Annotated in this window: 22 protein-coding genes; 9 read left to right on the forward strand and 13 right to left on the reverse strand. The window is 57.4% G+C overall.

All coding sequences use genetic code 11. The annotated features are described in order from the left end of the window. Positions 1-40: 40 nt before the first annotated feature. From IEY11_RS08965 to IEY11_RS09005, 9 genes are all read right to left on the reverse strand, one after another. Complete coding sequence (locus tag IEY11_RS08965; RefSeq protein WP_308744170.1) at positions 41-379, reverse strand: threonine/serine exporter family protein; 339 nt, start codon at positions 377-379, stop codon at positions 41-43. 113 nt (positions 380-492) lie between these two features. Then, on the reverse strand, positions 493-891 hold the full coding sequence (gene atpC / locus IEY11_RS08970) for an ATP synthase F1 subunit epsilon (RefSeq protein WP_110436414.1): 399 nt from the start codon (positions 889-891) through the stop codon (positions 493-495). Further along, positions 891-2,288 (reverse strand): F0F1 ATP synthase subunit beta, encoded by a 1,398-nt coding sequence (gene atpD / locus IEY11_RS08975; RefSeq protein ID WP_110436415.1) that lies wholly within the window; start codon positions 2,286-2,288, stop codon positions 891-893. Before atpD ends, atpC begins: the two co-directional genes overlap by 1 nt. Positions 2,289-2,305: 17 nt before the next feature. After that, entirely contained in the window at positions 2,306-3,259 is a 954-nt protein-coding gene (gene atpG / locus IEY11_RS08980) for an ATP synthase F1 subunit gamma (RefSeq protein WP_110436416.1), read from the reverse strand. Then, positions 3,247-4,755 (reverse strand): F0F1 ATP synthase subunit alpha, encoded by a 1,509-nt coding sequence (atpA, locus tag IEY11_RS08985; protein WP_188886337.1) that lies wholly within the window; start codon positions 4,753-4,755, stop codon positions 3,247-3,249. Before atpA ends, atpG begins: the two co-directional genes overlap by 13 nt. A 14-nt stretch (positions 4,756-4,769) precedes the next feature. Continuing rightward, complete coding sequence (atpH, locus tag IEY11_RS08990) at positions 4,770-5,276, reverse strand: ATP synthase F1 subunit delta (RefSeq protein ID WP_110436418.1); 507 nt, start codon at positions 5,274-5,276, stop codon at positions 4,770-4,772. Next, entirely contained in the window at positions 5,273-5,764 is a 492-nt protein-coding gene (atpF, locus tag IEY11_RS08995) for a F0F1 ATP synthase subunit B (RefSeq protein WP_188886338.1), read from the reverse strand. The genes atpH and atpF overlap by 4 nt, the downstream gene beginning before the upstream one ends. Positions 5,765-5,779: 15 nt before the next feature. After that, positions 5,780-5,995 (reverse strand): ATP synthase F0 subunit C, encoded by a 216-nt coding sequence (gene atpE, locus IEY11_RS09000; RefSeq protein WP_110436420.1) that lies wholly within the window; start codon positions 5,993-5,995, stop codon positions 5,780-5,782. A gap of 32 nt (positions 5,996-6,027) precedes the next feature. Then, on the reverse strand, positions 6,028-6,714 hold the full coding sequence (locus IEY11_RS09005; protein ID WP_118729602.1) for a F0F1 ATP synthase subunit A: 687 nt from the start codon (positions 6,712-6,714) through the stop codon (positions 6,028-6,030). A gap of 197 nt (positions 6,715-6,911) precedes the next feature. On the opposite strand from IEY11_RS09005, the gene IEY11_RS09010 reads away from it, so the two are divergent. The 7 genes from IEY11_RS09010 (at position 6,912) to IEY11_RS14925 (ending at position 10,865) form a co-directional block, all read left to right on the forward strand. Then, positions 6,912-8,534 carry an ATP-binding protein gene (locus tag IEY11_RS09010; protein WP_188886339.1) on the forward strand — a complete coding sequence of 541 codons (1,623 nt, stop codon included), beginning with the start codon at positions 6,912-6,914 and terminating at the stop codon, positions 8,532-8,534. A gap of 12 nt (positions 8,535-8,546) precedes the next feature. Next, on the forward strand, positions 8,547-9,221 hold the full coding sequence (locus tag IEY11_RS09015) for a response regulator (RefSeq protein ID WP_118729604.1): 675 nt from the start codon (positions 8,547-8,549) through the stop codon (positions 9,219-9,221). A gap of 228 nt (positions 9,222-9,449) precedes the next feature. After that, a complete protein-coding gene (locus tag IEY11_RS09020; protein ID WP_337764215.1) occupies positions 9,450-9,671 on the forward strand; it encodes an ATP-binding cassette domain-containing protein in 222 nt (73 codons plus the stop codon). A 108-nt stretch (positions 9,672-9,779) separates the two neighbouring features. Continuing rightward, on the forward strand, positions 9,780-9,989 hold the full coding sequence (locus IEY11_RS14915) for a hypothetical protein (RefSeq protein ID WP_243022683.1): 210 nt from the start codon (positions 9,780-9,782) through the stop codon (positions 9,987-9,989). Beyond that, positions 9,986-10,441 (forward strand): ABC transporter permease family protein, encoded by a 456-nt coding sequence (locus tag IEY11_RS09030; RefSeq protein ID WP_119214523.1) that lies wholly within the window; start codon positions 9,986-9,988, stop codon positions 10,439-10,441. The genes IEY11_RS14915 and IEY11_RS09030 overlap by 4 nt, the downstream gene beginning before the upstream one ends. Beyond that, positions 10,438-10,713, forward strand: coding sequence for an HAD hydrolase-like protein (locus tag IEY11_RS14920; protein ID WP_243022685.1), 276 nt, complete (start codon positions 10,438-10,440; stop codon positions 10,711-10,713). Before IEY11_RS09030 ends, IEY11_RS14920 begins: the two co-directional genes overlap by 4 nt. Next, positions 10,713-10,865, forward strand: a complete 153-nt coding sequence (locus tag IEY11_RS14925; RefSeq protein WP_243183981.1) for a hypothetical protein — start codon at positions 10,713-10,715, stop codon at positions 10,863-10,865. Before IEY11_RS14920 ends, IEY11_RS14925 begins: the two co-directional genes overlap by 1 nt. A 70-nt stretch (positions 10,866-10,935) precedes the next feature. Here IEY11_RS14925 and glpK read toward each other — a convergent pair whose 3' ends face one another. Next, positions 10,936-12,423: a glycerol kinase GlpK gene (glpK, locus tag IEY11_RS09040; protein ID WP_188886340.1), complete on the reverse strand. Its 1,488-nt coding sequence runs from the start codon at positions 12,421-12,423 to the stop codon at positions 10,936-10,938. Between the two features lie 132 nt (positions 12,424-12,555). Here glpK and IEY11_RS09045 point away from each other — a divergent pair, with 132 nt between their 5' ends. Both IEY11_RS09045 and IEY11_RS09050 read left to right on the forward strand, forming a co-directional pair. Further along, a complete protein-coding gene (locus tag IEY11_RS09045; RefSeq protein ID WP_188886341.1) occupies positions 12,556-13,188 on the forward strand; it encodes an alpha/beta hydrolase-fold protein in 633 nt (210 codons plus the stop codon). Positions 13,189-13,297: 109 nt separating this feature from the next. Next, positions 13,298-14,713 carry an alanine/glycine:cation symporter family protein gene (locus IEY11_RS09050; protein ID WP_188886342.1) on the forward strand — a complete coding sequence of 472 codons (1,416 nt, stop codon included), beginning with the start codon at positions 13,298-13,300 and terminating at the stop codon, positions 14,711-14,713. A 58-nt stretch (positions 14,714-14,771) separates the two neighbouring features. Here IEY11_RS09050 and IEY11_RS09055 read toward each other — a convergent pair whose 3' ends face one another. From IEY11_RS09055 to IEY11_RS09065, 3 genes are read right to left on the reverse strand one after another with little or no spacing between them, the layout of a single operon-like run. Then, positions 14,772-15,782, reverse strand: coding sequence for a hypothetical protein (locus IEY11_RS09055; protein WP_188886343.1), 1,011 nt, complete (start codon positions 15,780-15,782; stop codon positions 14,772-14,774). A 12-nt stretch (positions 15,783-15,794) separates the two neighbouring features. Continuing rightward, complete coding sequence (locus IEY11_RS09060; RefSeq protein WP_188886344.1) at positions 15,795-17,225, reverse strand: MBOAT family O-acyltransferase; 1,431 nt, start codon at positions 17,223-17,225, stop codon at positions 15,795-15,797. Positions 17,226-17,249: 24 nt separating this feature from the next. Beyond that, positions 17,250-19,259: an S-layer homology domain-containing protein gene (locus tag IEY11_RS09065; RefSeq protein WP_188886345.1), complete on the reverse strand. Its 2,010-nt coding sequence runs from the start codon at positions 19,257-19,259 to the stop codon at positions 17,250-17,252. Positions 19,260-19,330: the final 71 nt, after the last annotated feature.

The raw sequence follows: 19,330 nt of genomic DNA on the forward strand, positions 1-19,330 counted from the left end.
CGGGATTTTTCTGCGATATCAGGCGCAGTGGCGGAACATCTTATCCATCATAATGCGGGCGAGGATGAATCCGAGCGGCAGCGCAGGAATGATGCCGTTCGAGACCCGACCGCATATCCGACTTGACCATGGCGATGCCGCAGGTCATTTCGGCAATCTTGAGACAGCCTGCGTACACCGGACAGGCCGCCGCGACCGAAACGGTTGTGCAGAGCACAAGAGTCAGGTAGTGCTTGGACCGCTTACAGCGCACGGCGTTGCCGATACCTGCACCGAAGAACGCGAGTATCATCTCGACCCAGGCGCCGCCGAGTAGAAATGTAAGGGCACAGCAGGCGAGTGCGGCAGCCAGACCGAGCATCAGCAACGAATTGCTCAAGTCGGTTGAGTTTTTAGGTGCTGACACCTGTACTGGTCAGCGTAAGCATCTGCGAAAACGCCTGCTCCGATGTTCCATCTGATCACACTGGGGCAGGCGATTAAAAAGGGGAGTCAGCGGGTAGCCTTCAGGCGTGCCATAGCACGGGCCAGAGCTGCTTTGGAGAGATGATATTCACGAATACTCTGCTTCTGGCGCAGCCGTTCTTCCGCACGCTCTTTGGCGCGTTCGGCACGCGCGCGGTCGATCTCGTCAGGCCGTTCGGCGCTGGATACCAGAAGGATGCAGTAGTCCGGCATAATTTCCGCGAAGCCGTCGCTGACAACGACCTCGTGCGGTGTGCCGTCTGTCTGGAACCGCACCGTACCCGGACGGAGTGCGGTAACGACCGGCTCATGTCCCGGCTGCACGCCGTATTCACCGTCGAGTGCAGGCATAGTCAAATTGGTTGCTGGTCCGGTGTAAAACTGCCGGTCCGGCGTGATGATCTCCAGATAGAAGGTGTTCTCCATCAGAGTGCCCCCATATCCTTGGCCTTTTTGTGGACCTCGTCTACCGTGCCGACCATGGAGAAGGCAGCCTCTGGATACTGGTCGAGTTCACCGCCGAGCAGCGCTTCAAAGCCGCTGATGGTGTCCTCAAGCGTTACATAGCGCCCTTCCAGACCGGTAAACTGCTCGGCAACCGAGAACGGCTGCGAGAAATACTGCTGCATGCGGCGGGCACGATCGACAATGCGGCGGTCATCCGCGCCAAGCTCCTCCATACCGAGGATGGCGATGATATCCTGCAGTTCGCGGTAACGCTGCAGCAGCTCCTGTGCGCCGCGTGCGACCTTGTAATGCCGCTCACCGACAATATCCGGCTCGAGGATACGCGAGGTGGAATCCAGCGGGTCAACGGCAGGATAGATGCCCTGCTCGACAATCTTACGGGAGAGGACGGTCTTTGCGTCCAGATGGGTGAATGTGGTCGCCGGAGCCGGGTCGGTCAGGTCGTCCGCCGGAACATAGACCGCCTGCACGGACGTGATCGCGCCGTCCTTGGTGGAAGCAATACGCTCCTGCAGCGCACCGACCTCATCAGCCAGCGTCGGCTGGTAGCCGACCGCCGAGGGCATGCGGCCCATCAGTGCGGAAATCTCCGAGCCTGCCTGTACATAGCGGAAAATATTGTCGATAAACAGCAGCACGTTCTGCTTTTTCACATCGCGGAAGTATTCCGCCATGGTCAGACCGGTCAGCGCAACGCGCATACGCGCTCCGGGCGGTTCGTTCATCTGGCCGAACACGAGCGCGGTCTTGCTCAGTACGCCGGATTCCGCCATCTCGCGCCACAGGTCGTTGCCTTCTCGCGTGCGTTCGCCGACACCGGTGAAGATGGAGTAGCCGCCGTGCTCGGTGGCGATGTTGTGAATCAGCTCCTGAATGAGCACGGTCTTGCCGACACCGGCACCGCCGAACAGACCAATCTTGCCGCCCTTGGCATACGGCGCGAGCAGGTCGATGACCTTGATGCCGGTCTCGAGAATCTCGGTCGTCGGGTTCTGCTGTGCAAAATCCGGCGGCGCACGGTGGATGGACCACTTTTCCGGTGCGTTTACATCGCCCTTTTCGTCGATCGGCTGACCGAGCACGTTGAACATGCGTCCAAGGGTCGCTTCACCGACCGGCGCTTCAATCGTGTGACCGGTGGACAGCACCTCGTCGCCGCGGCCGATGCCCTCACTCGGGGAGAGCATGATGCAGCGCACGGTGTCGCCGCCGATGTGCTGCGCGACTTCCATCATGCGCGGCTGTCCGTCCGGTGCAACGGTAAGCGCTTCATTTATCTCAGGCAGGCTGCCGCCGTCAAAAGCAACGTCCACAACCGGACCTGTTACCTGTACCACGGTACCTTTGCGTTTCATAGTAATTTCCTCACTTTCTATGCGCGTCTGCCGTCTGCGAGAAAGCGGACGGTCCGCGTCGGAATCGGACGGCGGGGCTGCGGTGTTTCTGCGGCGCTGCCCTGTGTGCCGCCGACGATCTCGGTGATCTCCTGCGTGATGGCGGACTGCCGTGCGCGGTTGTAGTGCAGCGACAGCGATTTGAGCATATCGCGTGCGTTGTCGGTCGCGGAGTCCATTGCTGTCATGCGGGCATTCTGCTCGGCACAGAAGGACTCGACCAGCGCGCCGAACAGCTCACCCTTGACGTAGCCGGGTACCAGATGCTCGAGTACGCGGTCTGCCGAGGGTACATACTGCACCATTTGATGATAGGGGCCGTGTTCACTCGGACGCGGCTCCCATGGGAATGCGTCAATGTCGAGCGGCAGCAGCTTCTGTACGCGCGGCTCAAGCCGCATAGGCGTTACCATTTCGGTGTAGACAACATACACGTCGTCCAGCTGACCTTCGCGGAACAGACGGATGAAAATATCCGCAATGTCCCGCGCACGGGCAATCGTCGGGTCCTGCACGGTGAACATGAACTCGCCGTCTACGCGGATGTCGCGCTCGGCGAAGTACGCGCGGCCCATCTGACCGATGAGGAACAGCGTTGGATCGTCCTCCTGTGCAAGATGCTTCTCGGCCAGACGCAGCACGTTGTGATTGTACGCACCGGCCAGTCCCTTGTCGCCCGTGATAACGATGTAGCCGGACTTGCGGCGCTTGACCTCGGGCCGCTTATCGAAATAAATATGCTCGATTTCAGGAGAATGGTGCAGAATATCGGCAATCGTGGAGCTGATCTTGAGAAAATACGGCTGTACATTGTTCAGCTGCTGCCTTGCCTTGCGCAGCTTGGAGGACGAGATCAGGTACATCGCGTTTGTGATCTTGAGCGTTTGCTGCACACTGTCAATGCGGGTGCGGATCTCCTTTATGCCTGCCATGCTGCACTCACCTGATCTTTATAGGTTTTCAGGGCCTCCCGGATCTGCTCGGCAGCCGTGCCGGTCAGGGTACCGGTGGACTGAATCTCTGTCAGCAGGGAATCGGGCAGACTGTCGGCAAATTTCTGCACAAAATCGCGTACCCGGTCGAGCGGAACATCGCTCAGCAGACCGTTGGTCGCAGCATACAGGATAACCGCCTGCCGCCATACCGGCATCGGGTGACACAGCGGCTGCTTGAGGATTTCCATCAGGCGTTTGCCGTGCTCGAGGGCCTGCTGAGTGTCCTTGTCCAGATCCGAGCTGAACTGGGTGAATACCTCCAGCTCGCGGAAGCGGGCAAGATCGATACGCAGCGTACCGGCGGTTTTCTTGATGGCTTTGGTCTGTGCCGCACCGCCGACACGCGATACCGACAGGCCAACGTTGATCGCCGGACGCTGACCGGCAAAGAACAGGTCGTTTTCCAGATAAATTTGACCGTCCGTGATGGAAATGACATTGGTCGGAATGTAGGCGGAAACATCGCCTGCCAGCGTTTCGATAATGGGAAGCGCGGTCATCGAGCCGCCGCCGTACTCCGGCGTCAGGCGGCAGGCACGCTCGAGCAGACGGGAATGCAGGTAGAATACGTCGCCCGGATACGCCTCACGGCCGGGCGAGCGGCGCAGCAGCAGCGACAGCGTTCGGTAAGCGACTGCGTGCTTGGACAGATCATCATACACGATGAGCACATCGCGGCCCTGACTCATGAAATACTCGCCGATAGCGGCGCCGGCATACGGCGCGATATACTGCTGCGGCGCACCGTCTGCTGCGGTGGCGGAAACAATGATGCTGTAATCGAGTGCGCTGTATTTCTCGAGCGTGCCGCGCAGGCGCGCCACTGTGGATGCCTTCTGGCCGATGGCAACGTAAATGCAGATCATATCCTGCCCCTTCTGGTTCAGGATGGTGTCGATGGCGATGGAGGTCTTGCCGGTCTGGCGGTCGCCGATGATCAGCTCGCGCTGACCGCGTCCGATCGGCACCATCGCGTCAATGGCAAGGATGCCGGTCTGCATCGGCTGGTTTACCGGCTCACGCGATACCACGCCCGAAGCCTCTCGCTCGATCGGACGACGCTCGGTCGTTTCAATCGGTCCAAGGCCGTCAATCGGTTCACCGAGGGCGTTGACCGTGCGGCCGATCATCGCATCGCCGACCGGAACGTCAGCCGCACGTCCGGTGCGGCTGACCGCCGAGCCTTCATGCAGGCCGTCCTCGCTGCCGAGCAGTACCACGCCGACGCTGTCGCGCTTAAGGTCGAGCACGATGCCGTGCACACCGGTGTCAAACTGCACCAGTTCGCCGTATACAGCGCGGTTCAGTCCGTAAACGGTGGCGATACCGTCGCCGACCTCGATGACCGTGCCGGTTTCGTCGCAGCGCGTGCGGTTGTCATATTGTTCAATCTCCTCGCGGAGAATAGATAAAATCTCATCTGAATGGTTCAATGGTTTTCACCCCTTTACAGGTCATGCGCCAGTGCGCGAAGCTGTCCGCGCACGCTTTTATCGTAGGTTACGCCGTCGATTTCGGCAGTAAAGCCGCCGAGCAGCGTGTCGTCCTGCACGATTTCAAACGTAACCGCACAATAACTGTGTCGTGCGCACAGCAGTTTGGCAAGCGAACGCAGCGATTCATCATCCGGTTCGCGGGCACAGCGAAATACGCACAGGCCCTCGCCGCTGTCGCGCAGCTCAAGCAGACGAAACTGCCGGACGATCTCCGGCAGGAGCGCAAAGCGGTTTTTGTCCGCCAGCAGCAGATAGAAGTGCTTCAGCTCGCCCATCGCATCAAAATCGGGCAGGCGGGACAGCACAGCCTTTTTCTCCCGCGCGGAAACAGCAGGAGAGCACAGTGCATCCCATAACGGCGCACAATCGGTCAGATAATCGGCGGTGTGCTGCAGATCGCTCAGCGTGCAACCGGTATGGCGCAGTGCACCGGCATACTGTACGGCGGTCGAGCTCATCGTGCGGCCTCCGTTTCTTCACGCAGAAAATCGTCGATCATGTCGCGGTCGGTGTCGCTGTTCAGCTTCTGCCGGGATACCTTGGCGGTGGTCAGCAGAACGAGAGCGGCAATCTCCTTTTTCGCCTCACGGAGCATCTGCGTCCGCTCGGATTCCCGACGGCGGGTCGCCTGCTCATCGAGCCGCTGCACAGCGGTCTGCGCCTCTGCGACAAGACGATCGTACTCCTGCTGACCGCGTGCGCGGGCGTCCTCGATGATCTGTGCGGCCTCCTGCTTGGCGGAAGCAAGCTGCGCGGCGTGCGCGGTCTGCTGCTGCTCAGCCTCGGCGAGACGTTTGTCCGCCTGATCGAGCGTGTCCGACACCTGCTGCGCACGGTCATCGAGCATTTTTGTGATGGGTCCGAACAGGAATTTCTTCATCAGCACGAACAGGATGAGCAGATCAACAAACACCCAGATAATCTGCGAATTTAGATTGAGGATCATTCGATCTCACCCCGATCAATTCATGAAGATAAGCAGGATACCGATCAGAAAACCGTAGATGGCGGTTGCCTCGGCCAGTGCACAGCCGAGGATCAGGTTTTTGCTGATCTGGCCGGAGGCCTCCGGCTGACGTGCAATGGCTTCCGAGGATTTCGCGGTTGCATAGCCGATACCGAGACCGGCGCCGATGCCGGTCATAACTGCAATAGCTGCACCAATAGCAATACTCATTTTTTGTGATCCTTTCTCAGATAAAACAGTGGTTACTCAAGCGATTCCGACAGAAAAAGTGTTGTCAGGAATACAAATACGATTGCCTGTATCATACCGTCGAATACATCGAAATACAGGCTCAGCGGGATGGGGACAACGACCGGAATGGCCATTTTGACCAGCTCCATGATAACGAATCCGGCGAAAATGTTGCCGAACAGTCGCATGCAGAGCGACAAAGGCCGAATGCCGATCTCCATAATGTTGAGCGGCGTGACGACCGAAACCGGTTCGCTGAACTTTTTCAGTCCGCCGCGCAGACCGTGGAACCGGAACTGCGAGCCGTAGATCAGCAGGGCGCTCATGATCGCCAGACCGGCGGTGACGTTCAGGTCTTTGGTCGGCGGCGTTACGCCGAACAGACCGGCCATGTTCGCCAGCGCAAGATACAGGCCTACCGTGCCAAGGTACGGAGCGAAGGTGCGCCAGTATTTGTCGCCCAGTGTGTCGCGGCAGAAATTGTTGATGAAGCCCACCAGCATCTCTGCGGCGATCTGCTTTCGCCCGGGACGCTTGCGCAGTCCGTGCGTCAGCCAGATGGCAAGCAGGGTCAGCACAACTATGATTGCCCAGCTTACCACAGCGGATTCCGGAACCGGTATTCCGCCGAACAGCGGAATCTCGAACGCAATATGGGTTTGCAGTTCGGCATTCAATTCCGCTTTGATTTCACCCAAAGGGCATCACCTCGTTTGTCTATAAGTTGGTTTACGCGCTTATTGTAAAAACCTGTCGGAGTTTACGCAAGCTTATGAAACTAAAAAAAATTAACCCGCGCAATTTGACAGATTTGCATAAATCTGCAGAGGGGATTTGATGAATGTTGACCAGTGTGTTATGATATGAAGTATCTTCTTAAAAGGAGTGGATGAATTTGATAAATGCACGTTCCTCCGGCTCACTGCACCGGCAGGTGCGCCGGATGCTGATCCTGTGCATTGCGGTGGTGGTGCTGCTGTCCACGTCGGTCGGTTTGGGCATCGGCCTGTATCAGGAGGTGCGGACGCGCGACCAGCTGCTGTCCAATGCAGCGCAGATGGCGGCAGATGCGCCGCTGCTGATCGAGGATATTCGGGCAGATAACGCACAGCAGTATTTGGCGCGGACCGTACGGCGTGTATCTGAAGTGGATATGCTCGGCGTGTATGATATTAAGGGCAAGCCGACAGTGTTTTACGATCTCGTGTCCGGTACAGGCGACGCATCTTTGCTGCCCGAACTGAAAGCGGATACGGTCAGCCGCCTGTGCAGCGAGGAAAAGCCGGTGCTCTCGAACGATGAGATGCCGGACGGCGCGGATCGCTGTGCCTATGCTGTCATGCGCGATGAAAACGGGCAGGTGACCGGTATCGTCATGGCAGGGCTGTATCTGCGCTCCTACCATCGGACGGTGCTGCGTGTGCTGCTGTCGTATCTGCTCATCACGCTGTTCGCGCTTGGCATCGGCAGTCTGCTCAGCGTGCGGTTTTCCAAGCGGGTCAAGCGGGAAATGCTGGGCTATGAGCCGGACGCGTTCCGTCAGCTGTTTCTGCAGCGCATGGATATTCTGGATGCATTGGATGAGGGTCTGATGGCGATCGACGAACACAGCATGATCACCTATATGAACCGTGCGGCAGCGGATATTCTCAAAATCAAGGTGAAGGATGCACTCGGTCAGCCGTTAAAGACGGTCTATCCGCGCTCGACGATGGCGCGCGTGCTGCAGACCGGCAAAAGTGAATACAACATCGGTCTGGAGTCCATCAAGCACGTTTCGGTAATTTCCGACCGTATGCCGCTTTGGCGGGACGGCAAGGTGGAGGGTGTTATCGCTATTTTCCGCAACCGGACCGAGGTCACGCGACTGGCGCAGGATTTGACCGGCGTGCAGCACATTGTCGGTGCGCTGCGGGCGTATACGCATGAGTTTACCAACAAGCTGCATGTGATTCTCGGTCTGTTACAGCTGGGCGAGTACAAGCAGGCGGAGGACTATGTGCTGCATTTAACGCAGACGCGCGCACACTCGATCGGCTATATTTCTGAGCGTATTCGGGAGCCGTCGGTTGCAGCGCTGCTGATTGGCAAGGTATATCGTGCGGCAGAGCTGGGCATCCGGTTTGTGCTCGACCCGGCGAGTGAGCTGCATGGAGACGGACAGTATCTTCCGGCGAGCAGTCTGATCACCATTCTTGGAAACCTGACTGAGAATGCGTTTGACGCACTGCGGGATGCACCGGAAAACGCACAGAAGGAAGTGACGGTCAGCATTCGCGAGGGAGAGCACGGCATGCTCATCAGCGTGGACGACAGCGGTGCAGGCATTGCCGCCGATAAGCTGGACCGCATTTTCGAGCGCGGCTTTTCCACCAAGGGCGAGGGCAGAGGCACCGGTCTGTCACTCGTCAAGGAAACCGTGAACGCGTTCCACGGAACGATTCGCGTCGAATCCGAGCCGGGAATCGGCAGCTCGTTCATCATTACGGTTGCGGAATCCGCAAACGGACAGCAGTAAGGAGGAAATCCGATGTACACAACGGTTATTATTGAGGACGATCCGATGATTACACGGCTCAACCGCCGGTGTATCGAGCAGGACAGCCGGTTTGCCGTCGTGCAGACGTTTTCAGCGGCGCATCCGGCGCTGTTTTGGCTGCAGCGCAACCCGATCGACCTGATTATTTTAGATGTTTACATGCCGCAGATGAGCGGCACCGAACTGCTGCTGCAGCTTCGCGCGGAAGGTGTGGACGCGGATGTCATCATGGTCACTTCGGCGAATGACGCAAAAACGGTCAACGATGCCGCGCGACTGGGTGCAGTGGATTATCTGGTCAAACCATTCGCATATGAGCGGTTCCGGCAGGCGCTGGACGTGTTCTGCCGCCGGAGAGAGAGCGTGCAGCGCGACAGCTTCAGTCAGGAGGCGCTCGATCATACGCTGTTTCAGGCTGCGATGCCGACACAGCCTGTCACGCCGCCAAAAGGTTTGCAGAGCCAGACGCTTTCGCGCATTGAGGCATATCTGCGGGCTGCGCCGGATACACGGCATACCAGTGATGAGATCGCATCGCATGTTGGCTTGTCAGTTGTCACTGTGCGCCGGTATATGAATTACCTGACTGAACAGCAGGTTATTGGCAGTGAGATGGATTACCGCACCGGCGGACGACCGTGTCTGGTGTATTTTCTGCGGAAATAAATCCTATATCATTCTATATAAGATGAGTGTTGTAAAAATCCTCCGTTTTACGGAGGATTTTTACTTTACATTTCCCGACCTCACTTTACAGGATTTTGATAAGAACTTGATGCGCAAGCGTTAGAAGCGGCACCGATTGTTCGGTTACAATGGAAACCGTTGAAAACAAGAAGGGAGTACAACAGCTTATGTTAGGAGCATATTCGCAAAGCATTCGACGGCACAGAGGTGCTGAAGGATATTTCGCTGCGTATTGAGGACGGTGAAATTGTCTCCATTCTCGGTCCGTCCGGCTGCGGCAAAACCACGCTGCTCAACCTGATCCTCAGCATTATCGGCGCGGACAGCGGCTCCATCCGCTATAACGGACAGGATATCACATATACGCCGATGGAGAAACGCGGATTTAAGGCAATACTGCATAATTGGACAAGAGCGATTTGCGAGTAAATTTTGCGTACTGACGAGGCGCGGTTTTGCGGTAATACTTGACGTATTACCGTGAAATCGCAACAAAGTCAGGGCGCGAAATTTCCGCAAAGCGCCGCAGCTTTAATTGTGCGGTGTTGCCTTAACATTGTATTTCAGGATTATGCGCTGTTTCCCAATCTGGATGTGCAGCACAATGTCCTGTACGGACTGAAAAACCGTCCGAACAACGACTTCGTGCGCAAGTTTATCCTCAATCAGCTTGAGATCAAGCGCAATAATATTTACGCATTGTTCGCAGCACGGCAGCGATCGGAGCGGTGGTGTAACGCGGCATGAAACGACATAACAGGGAGCTGCATGTGATCTTTGGTGTAATCGCACTGCTGTTCCTTATATTTCTGGCCGTGCCGGTGCTCAAGCTGTTCGGAAAATCCTTTCTGGATAACGGCATCACGACCGGGTTTTACACCTCGGTGCTGCACAGCAAGGGCTTCGGACGGACACTCGGCAACAGCTTCCGCGTATCGGCGGCAGCGGCTGTACTGGCAACGACAATCGCATTCGTCATTGCTTACGCAATTCATTACCCGCGTATTGCGCGTCCGCTCAAACAGGCTCTGCAGGCAATCGCAACCCTGCCGATGTACCTGCCGACCATCACCTACGGCTTTGCCATCATTTATTCCTTCGGCAAACAGGGCCTGCTGACACGGGTGTTCGGCCGTCAGCTGTTCAATATCTATGGCTTCCGCGAGATGTATGACTACATCAAGCAGCAATGGGTTTGAAAATCGGCTCCATGACCGGTTATACCGATGCAATGATGGCAGTTGTCACCGAAAATGCGGCAAAACAGGGCTACGCACCGGACGCGTGGTTCAGCCCGGATTCGGTGGACGGTCTGGGCCGCCCGAACCCGTATATGATTTTTGCCAACATGCAGAAATTCCAGGTGCCGTCCGTGCAGGTGGTCGTCAAGGTCGGTGACACTGTGTCTGACATTCAGGAAGGCAGGAATGCCGGTGTCCGCTCGCTCGGCGTGCTCGAGGCAGCAGTGTGATGGGCATGACGCAGGCAGCCTATGAGGCACTCTCTGCTGAGAAAAAGCAGGCTGCACTCGATCGTGCGCGGCAGGTGTTCCTCGAGGCCGGTGCGGACGATGTGCTGCTGAACATCGAGCAGCTGCCCGCGTGGATTCAGGCGAACGATTAAAGCATACTGAAATACAAAACCCGAAGTGCAGGTTTTGCGCCTGTACCTCGGGTTTGTTTGTGCTGTTTTTTTAATGCTCTGCCCAATCGAGCGACCGTCCAACCGCCTTATCCCAGCCGGAGAGCAGCTTGCGGCGTTTATTCTCGTCCATCGAGGGCGCATACAGCGTATCGCACCGCCAGAGCTGCTTCAGCTCCTCGCGGCTGTGCCACACACCGGTCGCGAGTCCGGCAAGATAGCATGCGCCGAGCGCGGTCGTTTCGCGGATGACCGGACGGCGAATCGTGCAGTCCGAAATATCGCTCTGGAACTGCATCAGGAAGCTGTCGCGGCTGGCACCGCCGTCCACAGAAAGGGAGGAGAGGACAGTGCCGGTATCGCGTTTCATGGCGGTCAGCAGGTCGTTCACCTGATAGGCGATGGACTCCTGTGCGGCGCGAATAATGTGCTCGCGGGTCGTGCCGCGTGTCAGACCGATGAGACAGCCGCGTGCGTACATATCCCAATGCGGCGCGCCCAGACCGGTGAATGCAGGCACGAGGTACACGCCGCCGGTGTCCTTCACCTTACCCGCGTAGTATTCCGCATCGCGGCTCTCGGAGAAAAAGCGCATCTCATCCCGCAGCCACTGGATGACGGCGCCGCCGACAAACACGCTGCCCTCAAGCGCGTACTGCGTCTCTCCGCTGATTTGAATGCCGATGGTGGTCAGCAGGCCGTTTTTGCTCTCGCAGGCGGTCGTGCCGGTGTTCATCAGCAGAAAACAGCCCGTGCCGTAGGTGTTTTTCGCATCGCCTGCCGCAAAGCAGGTCTGACCGAACAGCGCCGCCTGCTGGTCGCCTGCAATGCCTGCAATCGGAATATTGCCGCCCGGCAGGGAAACAGAACCGTACACCTCGCTTGAGGAGCACACGCGCGGCAGCATCGCCCGGGGAATATCGAGCGCGTGGAGCAGGGTATCGTCCCAGTCCAGACGGTGAATGTCGAAGATCATCGTGCGTGCAGCATTGGTCGCGTCCGTGATGTGCACCTTGCCGCCGGTCAGCTTCCACACCAGCCAGGAATCCACCGTGCCGAACAGGATTTCCCCGCGCTCGGCCTTCTCTCGTGCGCCCTCCACATGGTCGAGCAGCCACTTGATTTTCGTTCCCGAAAAATACGCATCCGGAACCAGACCGGTCGTGCGGCGGATGTGCCCGGACAGACCGTCCTGCACCAGCCTGTCCACAATATCCGCTGTGCGGCGGCACTGCCAGACGATAGCGTTATGAATCGGCCGTCCGGTATTTTTATCCCACAGGATGGTCGTCTCGCGCTGGTTGGTGATGCCGATGCCCGCCACATCGGACGGAGAAACATCGGCGGCCGCCAGCACCTCGAGCATAGCTACATACTGCGTGGACCAGATTTCCATCGGGTCCTGCTCGACCCATCCCTCGTGCGGATAATGCTGGGTCAGCTCGTGCTGCCGGATGGCGAGAATATTCTGTTCGCTGTCAAATAAGATCGCTCTCGAGCTTGTCGTGCCCTGATCGAGCGCCAGTATATATTTTCCCATAGCGGAAACTCCTTTTTACTCTTTGCATCTATCATACCGTTGCGGATGCGGATTGTCAATCACTGCAAATTTGACGGTGCGGTGCATTTTGTGGTAAAATCAGTGCGAAAATGCATAGAAGAAGGGGATTGCATGAGGATTTACGAATACGGCGAGCCGAATGCGAAAAACGTGCTGCTGCAGCCGGTCGGGGACCACGACCTGCCGGCCATCGAGAACGAAATTCGTGAGATCAAGCGGCTGACTGCACAGCCGTTCCGTTTGATTGCCGTCAAGGTTGAAAGCTGGAACAATGACCTGTCTCCGTGGTGTGCACCGGCAGTTTTCGGTCATGAGGACTTCGGAGACGGTGCTGCGGCACTGCTCCGCGAAATCCTGCCGCTGTGTGAGGACGCAGACAGACGATACATCATCGGCGGGTACTCGATGGCAGGGCTGTTTGCCCTGTGGAGCGCATATCGGACCGACCGTTTTTCCGGCATCGCGGCAGCCTCGCCGTCTCTGTGGTTTCCGAAATTTCTGGAGTACATGCAGGCGCATGATCTGCACAGCGCTGCCGTCTATCTCAGCCTGGGCAACCGCGAGGAAAAGACGCGCAATCCGGTGATGTCCACCGTCGGCGACCGCATGCGGGCAGCGTATGCGCTCCTGCAGGAGAAAAACGTAAGCTGCACACTGGAATGGAACAGCGGCGGGCATTTTCAGCAGCCGGACTGCCGCACGGCAAAGGCGTTTGCGTGGGTACTGGAACACTTATTTTATTAAGGTATAACTTATGCTTGAGAAGTCTGTCGGATTCCTGTATAATAATAAATAAATGTTACCGGTTGACTACAACCGATAACAAAAGTACTTTGGAAAGGGAATAGAAATTATGTTGGAAACGATCAACTCCGTTATCGCAGCGATATCGGATGTACTGTATCAGCCGTGGTTTGTGCCGTTGTTTCTGATAGTCAGCGGCATTTACTTCACGTTCCGATGCAGATTTATCCAGATTCGTCTGTTCAGGGACGCGTGCAAGGTCATCATGGAGAAGCCGGAAAGCGAGGGGAGCATTTCCTCGTTCGGCGCACTCATGATCTCCACCGCGTCGCGTGTCGGCACGGGCAACATCATCGGTGTATCCACGGCAATCTGCCTCGGCGGACCGGGCGCTATCTTCTGGATGTGGGTAACCGCACTGCTCGGCGGTGCAACCGCCTTCATCGAGTCTACGCTCGCGCAGATTTACAAAAAGCGTGCGCCGGACGGCAGCTGCTACGGCGGTCCTGCGTACTACATGCGCGATGCACTCGGCAAACGCTGGATGGGTGTCATCTTCTCGGTGCTCATCATCCTGATCTACGCAGTCGGCTATAACATGCTGGCGGCGTACAATCTGCAGTCCACATTCTCGGTGTTCAAGTTCTACCATCCGGTTATCACGCCGGCGTTCATCGGCGTCATTCTGGCGTTTCTGTTCGGCGTAATGGTACTCGGCGGCGCAAAGCGTCTGGCAAGCATCACCGAAATCCTTGTTCCGTTCATGGGTATTCTGTATGTACTGGTTTCGCTGCTCATCATCTGCCTGAATATCAGGAATGTACCGGGCATGTTCGCGTCGATCTTCCGCAACGCATTTGACTTCCAGTCCGTGATGGGCGGCTTCTCCGGCAGCTGCATCATGTACGGCGTAAAGCGCGGTCTGTACTCGAACGAAGCAGGTATGGGCTCTGCACCGAATGCAGCCGCAACCGCATCTGTTTCCCATCCGGCCAAGCAGGGCCTGGTGCAGATGCTGTCCGTATTCATCGACACGCTGCTCATCTGTACGGCAACGGCGTTCATGTGTCTGTCCACCAATGTTGTTCCGACCGAGGAAATCGCCGGTGCGGTTTATGTACAGAATGCTATCGCATCCACGCTCGGCACGGTAGGTCCGGTGTTCCTGGCAGTAGCGATGATGCTGTTCGCGTTCACCACGCTGCTCGGCAACTACTCATACTGCGAGGGCTGTCTGGAGTTCATCCTGCATCGCAGCATCAAAAAGCATGAGCTGCTCCTCTTCCGCCTGTTTGCTACGGCCATCGTGTTCATCGGTGCGATTGCAAACGCCGGTCTGGTCTGGGATACTGCGGATATGCTGCAGGGTATGATCGTCGTAGTCAACGTGCCGACCATTCTGATTCTTGGCGGCACGGCAATCAGGTGCCTGAATGATTACGTTGCAAGCCGCAAGCGCGGTGAGAATCCGGTATTTCACGCGAAGAACATTGGCATCAAGGAAGAAACTGATTTCTGGAAATAAGCGCATAAGAAAAGGACTGCTGCACAAGGATAAAACCTGTGCAGCAGTCCTTTTTTTGTTATGCGTTTGTGTTCTCCTGCGGCGGATTTGCCGTTAAATCGCGGAAATGCTGCAGGCGTGCCGTCCACAGTACGGTATCCTGCGGTTCATCCGGCAAGATCGAGAGATTGTTTTTCGTCCAGTCTGCGAGAAATGCACTGAATTTCTCTGCACCGACACAGTTGTAATGCAGTGAATCGTAGAAGTCGTTTTCCGGATCTGCGGCAATCTGCGCGGTGTAGTCGCTGCAATTCAGTGTCGATACGCCATTGCGTCCATCAAACTGCGTGGTCAGCCTGTCCCAGTCAGCGTCGTGCAGACGCTTTGTCGGAGCACGGTACAGCACCAGCTGAATATTGTTCCTGCGGCAGAGTGCGTAAATATCCTCAAGGGCGTCCATGTTCCGTTCCCAGTCCTCCGGGGCAATATCAACCGTTTCGCAGTCGTCCGGACCCTTGTCCGTGCCGCCGGACAGAAAGGTGTAGCCGGCCAGCATATCCTCGGTGTACGGCTGCACGTCCTCGCTCTTGAGGGTCGTCCAGCGGTCGTGATAGAAGTACAGCGGAAACAGCAGTCCCTTGCGGACCTCGGGTTCGGCATTAAAAAAGGTCGCGTGCAGACGATTGATGCCCCACGGCATCTGACCGATGTTGGTCTTGGTAAAGCCCATGTATTTGTGGAACGCTATACCGGTGCACTCCACGAAAACCGCCTTGGGTGACTGCGTACGCAGGCTTTCCTTTAAGTAATCCAGCGTCAGCGGGAGCGGCTGCTCGGGTCCGGCCTGCACAAAGGCGGTCAGACCGGAATTTTCCCAGTATACAGCAGGAACGACATCGCAGTAGGTGACGGACGAGCCGAAGAACAGCACATCGATCGAATCCGTCTGCTCCTGTTCGTACATGCCCCAGACCGAGCCGTAATCATGCTGCTGCGGTGTGAGATAATGGGTCGCACCGGCGAGGATACCGCCGAGCACTGCCGCAGCGGCAAGGAAGGCCGCCAGTTCTCTCTTGAAAATGTGTTTCACGGCGATTCCTCCTTAAAACTGGAAATAGACGAATTCCTGCGGGTTGAATCCGGTGCCGTACGCGCCGCACACGGCCGTCACTGCCAGCAGGATAACCCAGACCGCGTACCGGAGCCAGACGGTCTCCAGCAGCTTTTCCCGCAGCGGGAACCGGTCGCCGATGATGTCGGTCAGCACCAGTCCGATGAGGCTCACGGCAAGCACATGCAGCGCACGCTCGGTCAGACCGAGATGCGTCAGGTTAAGCGGGAAGCATGCGCCTGCCGCCGTCACAATGCGTTTGATAATAGCACACGCCTGCAAAGCGGAATCCGCGCGGAAGAATATCCACGCAAACGTGGAAAGGCCGAAGGTGATAATCACGCGGATGATCTGCAGCCAGCCTGCGTCCCACGGAATGTGCAGTGCAGCGCACAGGCGCTGCTTTGCCGGTGTCAGCAGGCCGCCGATAACCTGGAAAACGCCGAACAGCAGTCCCCAGAGCACATATTTCATGGCGGCACCGTGCCACAGGCCGCTCAGTGCGAACACGATCAGCACGTTGATGTAGGTGCGCGCTTTGCCCTTGCGGCTGCCGCCGAGCGGGAAATATAAGTAGTCGCGGAACCAGGTGGACAAGGAAATGTGCCATCTGTGCCAGAATTCCTTGGAGCTTTGCGCCATGTACGGTGCGTGGAAGTTTTCCATCAGCGTAATGCCGAACAGCCGCGCGGAGCCGATCGCCATATCGGAGTAGGCGGAAAAGTCGCAGTAGATCTGCAGGGCATACGCCACTGCGGCGAACGCCAGCTCCAGACCGGAAAACTGCGCCGGATCAGCGTATGCAGTGTTGACCAGAATCGCCAGATTATCTGCGAGCAGCACCTTCTTGACCGTGCCCTCGATGAGCCGTTCGGCGGCAAAGCGCACATCGTCCGCAGTTGCGCGGCGCGGCTGCTTGATCTGCGGGAGCAGGTTCTTCGAGCGCTCGATCGGGCCGGACAGGATTGCCGGAAAGAAGGTGGTGAACAGCGCAAAATCGAGAAAATTGCGCTCGGCTTCACGACCGCGGTACACGTCGATCATATAGCCGCAGATGACGAACGTGTAGAACGAAATGCCGATCGGCAGGGCCAGCTGCGGCAGACTGAGCTGCACACCGGTGCAGCCGAGCAGCTCTCCGAAAAAGCCGAGGTATTTGAATAACCCGAGTGCACCGAGGTTGAGCACAAGCACCAGCGTGAGCAGACCGCGCTTACGCTCGGTGCGTTCCAGCTTTTGCGCTGCAAAGAAGTTGAAGGCAACGGTCAGCGCCAGCAGCGGCAGAAATTTTACACCGCCGATGGCGTAAAAACAGATGCTCAGCAGCAGAAGAAAGGGTTTCTTGGCCTTCTGTGACAGTGGGTGGTAAATGAGTGTGCCTATCACCAGAAAGACGATATAAGCGAATGAATTTGGTGTCACGTTTATTTCTCTCCGTCCCCGAAATTATTTGTTGTAGCCGGTCACGCCGTTTTTATTCATCCAGGTCAGCTTGACCTGTAGCAAACGGGCGATCGCCGGATTTTCCTGACCGTGCCGGGCTGCATACAGCCGCTGCAGCTCAAGCAGGTCGTTGTAGGTCAAATACGGATAATCCTGCCCGGAACAGGTGCCGTCCGGCTTGCAGGAGTAGTTCAGATCACCGTCCGGCTTGTACCACAGCAATTCACTCTGCTCAATGCCGCGCACCATGCGGTCAGCGAGAACGGCGTAGCTGTCCTCATTCACTGCGTCTGCCATCCGGTACAGGAATTCGGCTTCGGCGGCATGATGGTTGAGCGAAGCGTGTGTCGGCGAGGACTCTCCGTTCGGGTGCCAGTAATCCTGCACGAGCCATCCCTCGTCATCGCCGGCCCCGAAGGTGAAGTGATGCTGCCCGGCAAAGCTGACGAGAAAATCCGCATACTTGCGGGTCTTGTCCAGCCAGCCGGTCACACCGAAGTTTTCGGCTGCGTTGATGTTCGCCAGCCAGAAATCCGTGTTGAAGCGGGTGTCGTAGTAGCCGGGTTCGATGCCGTAATCCGTCTTGAGCCAGGTGCTGCCTGCCTGAGAGGGGATAAAGCCGTACTCGTTCTGCTGCTCGCGCATCAGGTCGATCATCGCCAGACCGATCGCGCGGGAGGCCGGCTGATCGGTGTCGTTTGCCATCTTGCCGGCAATATGTGCCGCCGGAAGCGAGTAGAAGTAGTTCTCGTCGAACGGATAGTAGGTCGAAGGTGCGGTATAGTAGTAGCCGTTGTAGCACCAGCGGTTGGTGCCGATCAGGCTGTAGTTCGCCCAGCGGCTGAGCATGGACTGGTCGCTCCAGTCGATGAGCGTCTGCTGAGAAGTCAGCAGCAGATAGTCACTGTAGGTGCCCTGCGTAAGAGCCGCAACCTGCACGGAGAACCGGAAGCCGGAAGCTGTCCGCTCGATCTTCAGCGAGCCGTTTTTGCCCGGGAAATACTCGATCATGCCGTTGTCTCGCGCGGCATAGGTCATCGGCGTGACGAGAATGCTGTCCACGCCGTCCACCCGCAGGAAGTACATGCCGCTCGGCAGCGTGCCCGCAGCAAGCGGCTGCTGTTTCCATGAGGACGCTGCGGTGTCGTACCAGCGAACGGTGCCGGACATGCCCTTCATCTCAAACTGCGCGGCTGTGTGTGCGGGTGCGTCCAGTACGGCGGCAGAGTGTCCCATCTCGACCGCGCAGCCCTGACCGTCCGTGTAACGGCGGGTCGCTCGATGAACTTCGGTCAGGTCCTGTTCGGTCTCGCTGCGCGTCACGTCGCCCAGTTTGGTGGTGAAGGCCGTGTAGGAATGGGTCTGCGGCGGCTTCGGCGCATCGGTTTCCCGCTGCTGGTAGGAGACCATCGGTGCAAAACGCTGCAAAATAGTCGCCAGCTGTGCGCGGGAGACCGTGCGCTGCGGAGACAGTGTGGTCGCGGTCGTGCCGGTGATCAGTCCCACGGCGTTGGCCCACTGCATGGCAGTCTGCGCATACGGATGAATCGAAGAAGCATCCGTGTAGCCGGAGAGCGCGTTTTGTGCCGTCACATCCAGCTTTTTGTATTCGGCAAAGCGGTACAGCATAACGGCGAACTGCTCGCGCGTAAGTGAGGTGCCGGGGCGAAATACCGTGTCGCTGTAACCGGTGATGATGCCGTTGGACACACCCCACCGAACCGCGGTCAGGAAGGACGCGTCCTCCGCGACATCCTGAAAGGTAAGCACTGTGTCAGCTGCAGGCGCGTGCTCCATGCGGTACAGCGCCTGCACCAGACAGGCGCGGGTCGCAGGTGCATCTGCGGCAAAGGTGTATTCCGAAATGCCGTCCATCAGATTGGACTGTACGGCGAATTCCATGGCCTGTTCTGCCCAGTGCGGCTTTAGATCGGAATAATCGGCGGCAGCGACGCCGGTCAGCATCGAAAGACTAAGCATTACGGCCGCCGCGGTATAGCGATGTTTGTTCAAAAGAGTAAACCTCCGTGATTGTTTTCGCGCAGAAAATCATGCGCGTGGTTTATACACTTTCACAATTTATC

Origin of the sequence: Butyricicoccus faecihominis (assembly GCF_014648015.1) — a bacterium.
Taxonomy (GTDB): Bacteria; Bacillota; Clostridia; order Oscillospirales; family Butyricicoccaceae; genus Agathobaculum; species Agathobaculum butyriciproducens.

Excerpts from the sequence above, each read along its gene's own strand:
- atpE (WP_110436420.1), bottom strand. The coding sequence starts at position 5,995 with ATGAGTATTGCTATTGGTGCAGCTATTGCAGTTATGACCGGCATCGGC.
- atpC (WP_110436414.1), bottom strand. The coding sequence starts at position 891 with ATGGAGAACACCTTCTATCTGGAGATCATCACGCCGGACCGGCAGTTT.
- atpD (WP_110436415.1), bottom strand. The coding sequence starts at position 2,288 with ATGAAACGCAAAGGTACCGTGGTACAGGTAACAGGTCCGGTTGTGGAC.
- IEY11_RS09045 (WP_188886341.1), top strand. The coding sequence starts at position 12,556 with ATGAGGATTTACGAATACGGCGAGCCGAATGCGAAAAACGTGCTGCTG.
- glpK (WP_188886340.1), bottom strand. The coding sequence starts at position 12,423 with ATGGGAAAATATATACTGGCGCTCGATCAGGGCACGACAAGCTCGAGA.
- atpG (WP_110436416.1), bottom strand. The coding sequence starts at position 3,259 with ATGGCAGGCATAAAGGAGATCCGCACCCGCATTGACAGTGTGCAGCAA.
- IEY11_RS09015 (WP_118729604.1), top strand. The coding sequence starts at position 8,547 with ATGTACACAACGGTTATTATTGAGGACGATCCGATGATTACACGGCTC.
- atpH (WP_110436418.1), bottom strand. The coding sequence starts at position 5,276 with ATGAGCTCGACCGCCGTACAGTATGCCGGTGCACTGCGCCATACCGGT.
- IEY11_RS09050 (WP_188886342.1), top strand. The coding sequence starts at position 13,298 with ATGTTGGAAACGATCAACTCCGTTATCGCAGCGATATCGGATGTACTG.
- IEY11_RS09030 (WP_119214523.1), top strand. The coding sequence starts at position 9,986 with ATGAAACGACATAACAGGGAGCTGCATGTGATCTTTGGTGTAATCGCA.
- IEY11_RS14925 (WP_243183981.1), top strand. The coding sequence starts at position 10,713 with ATGGGCATGACGCAGGCAGCCTATGAGGCACTCTCTGCTGAGAAAAAG.
- atpF (WP_188886338.1), bottom strand. The coding sequence starts at position 5,764 with ATGATCCTCAATCTAAATTCGCAGATTATCTGGGTGTTTGTTGATCTG.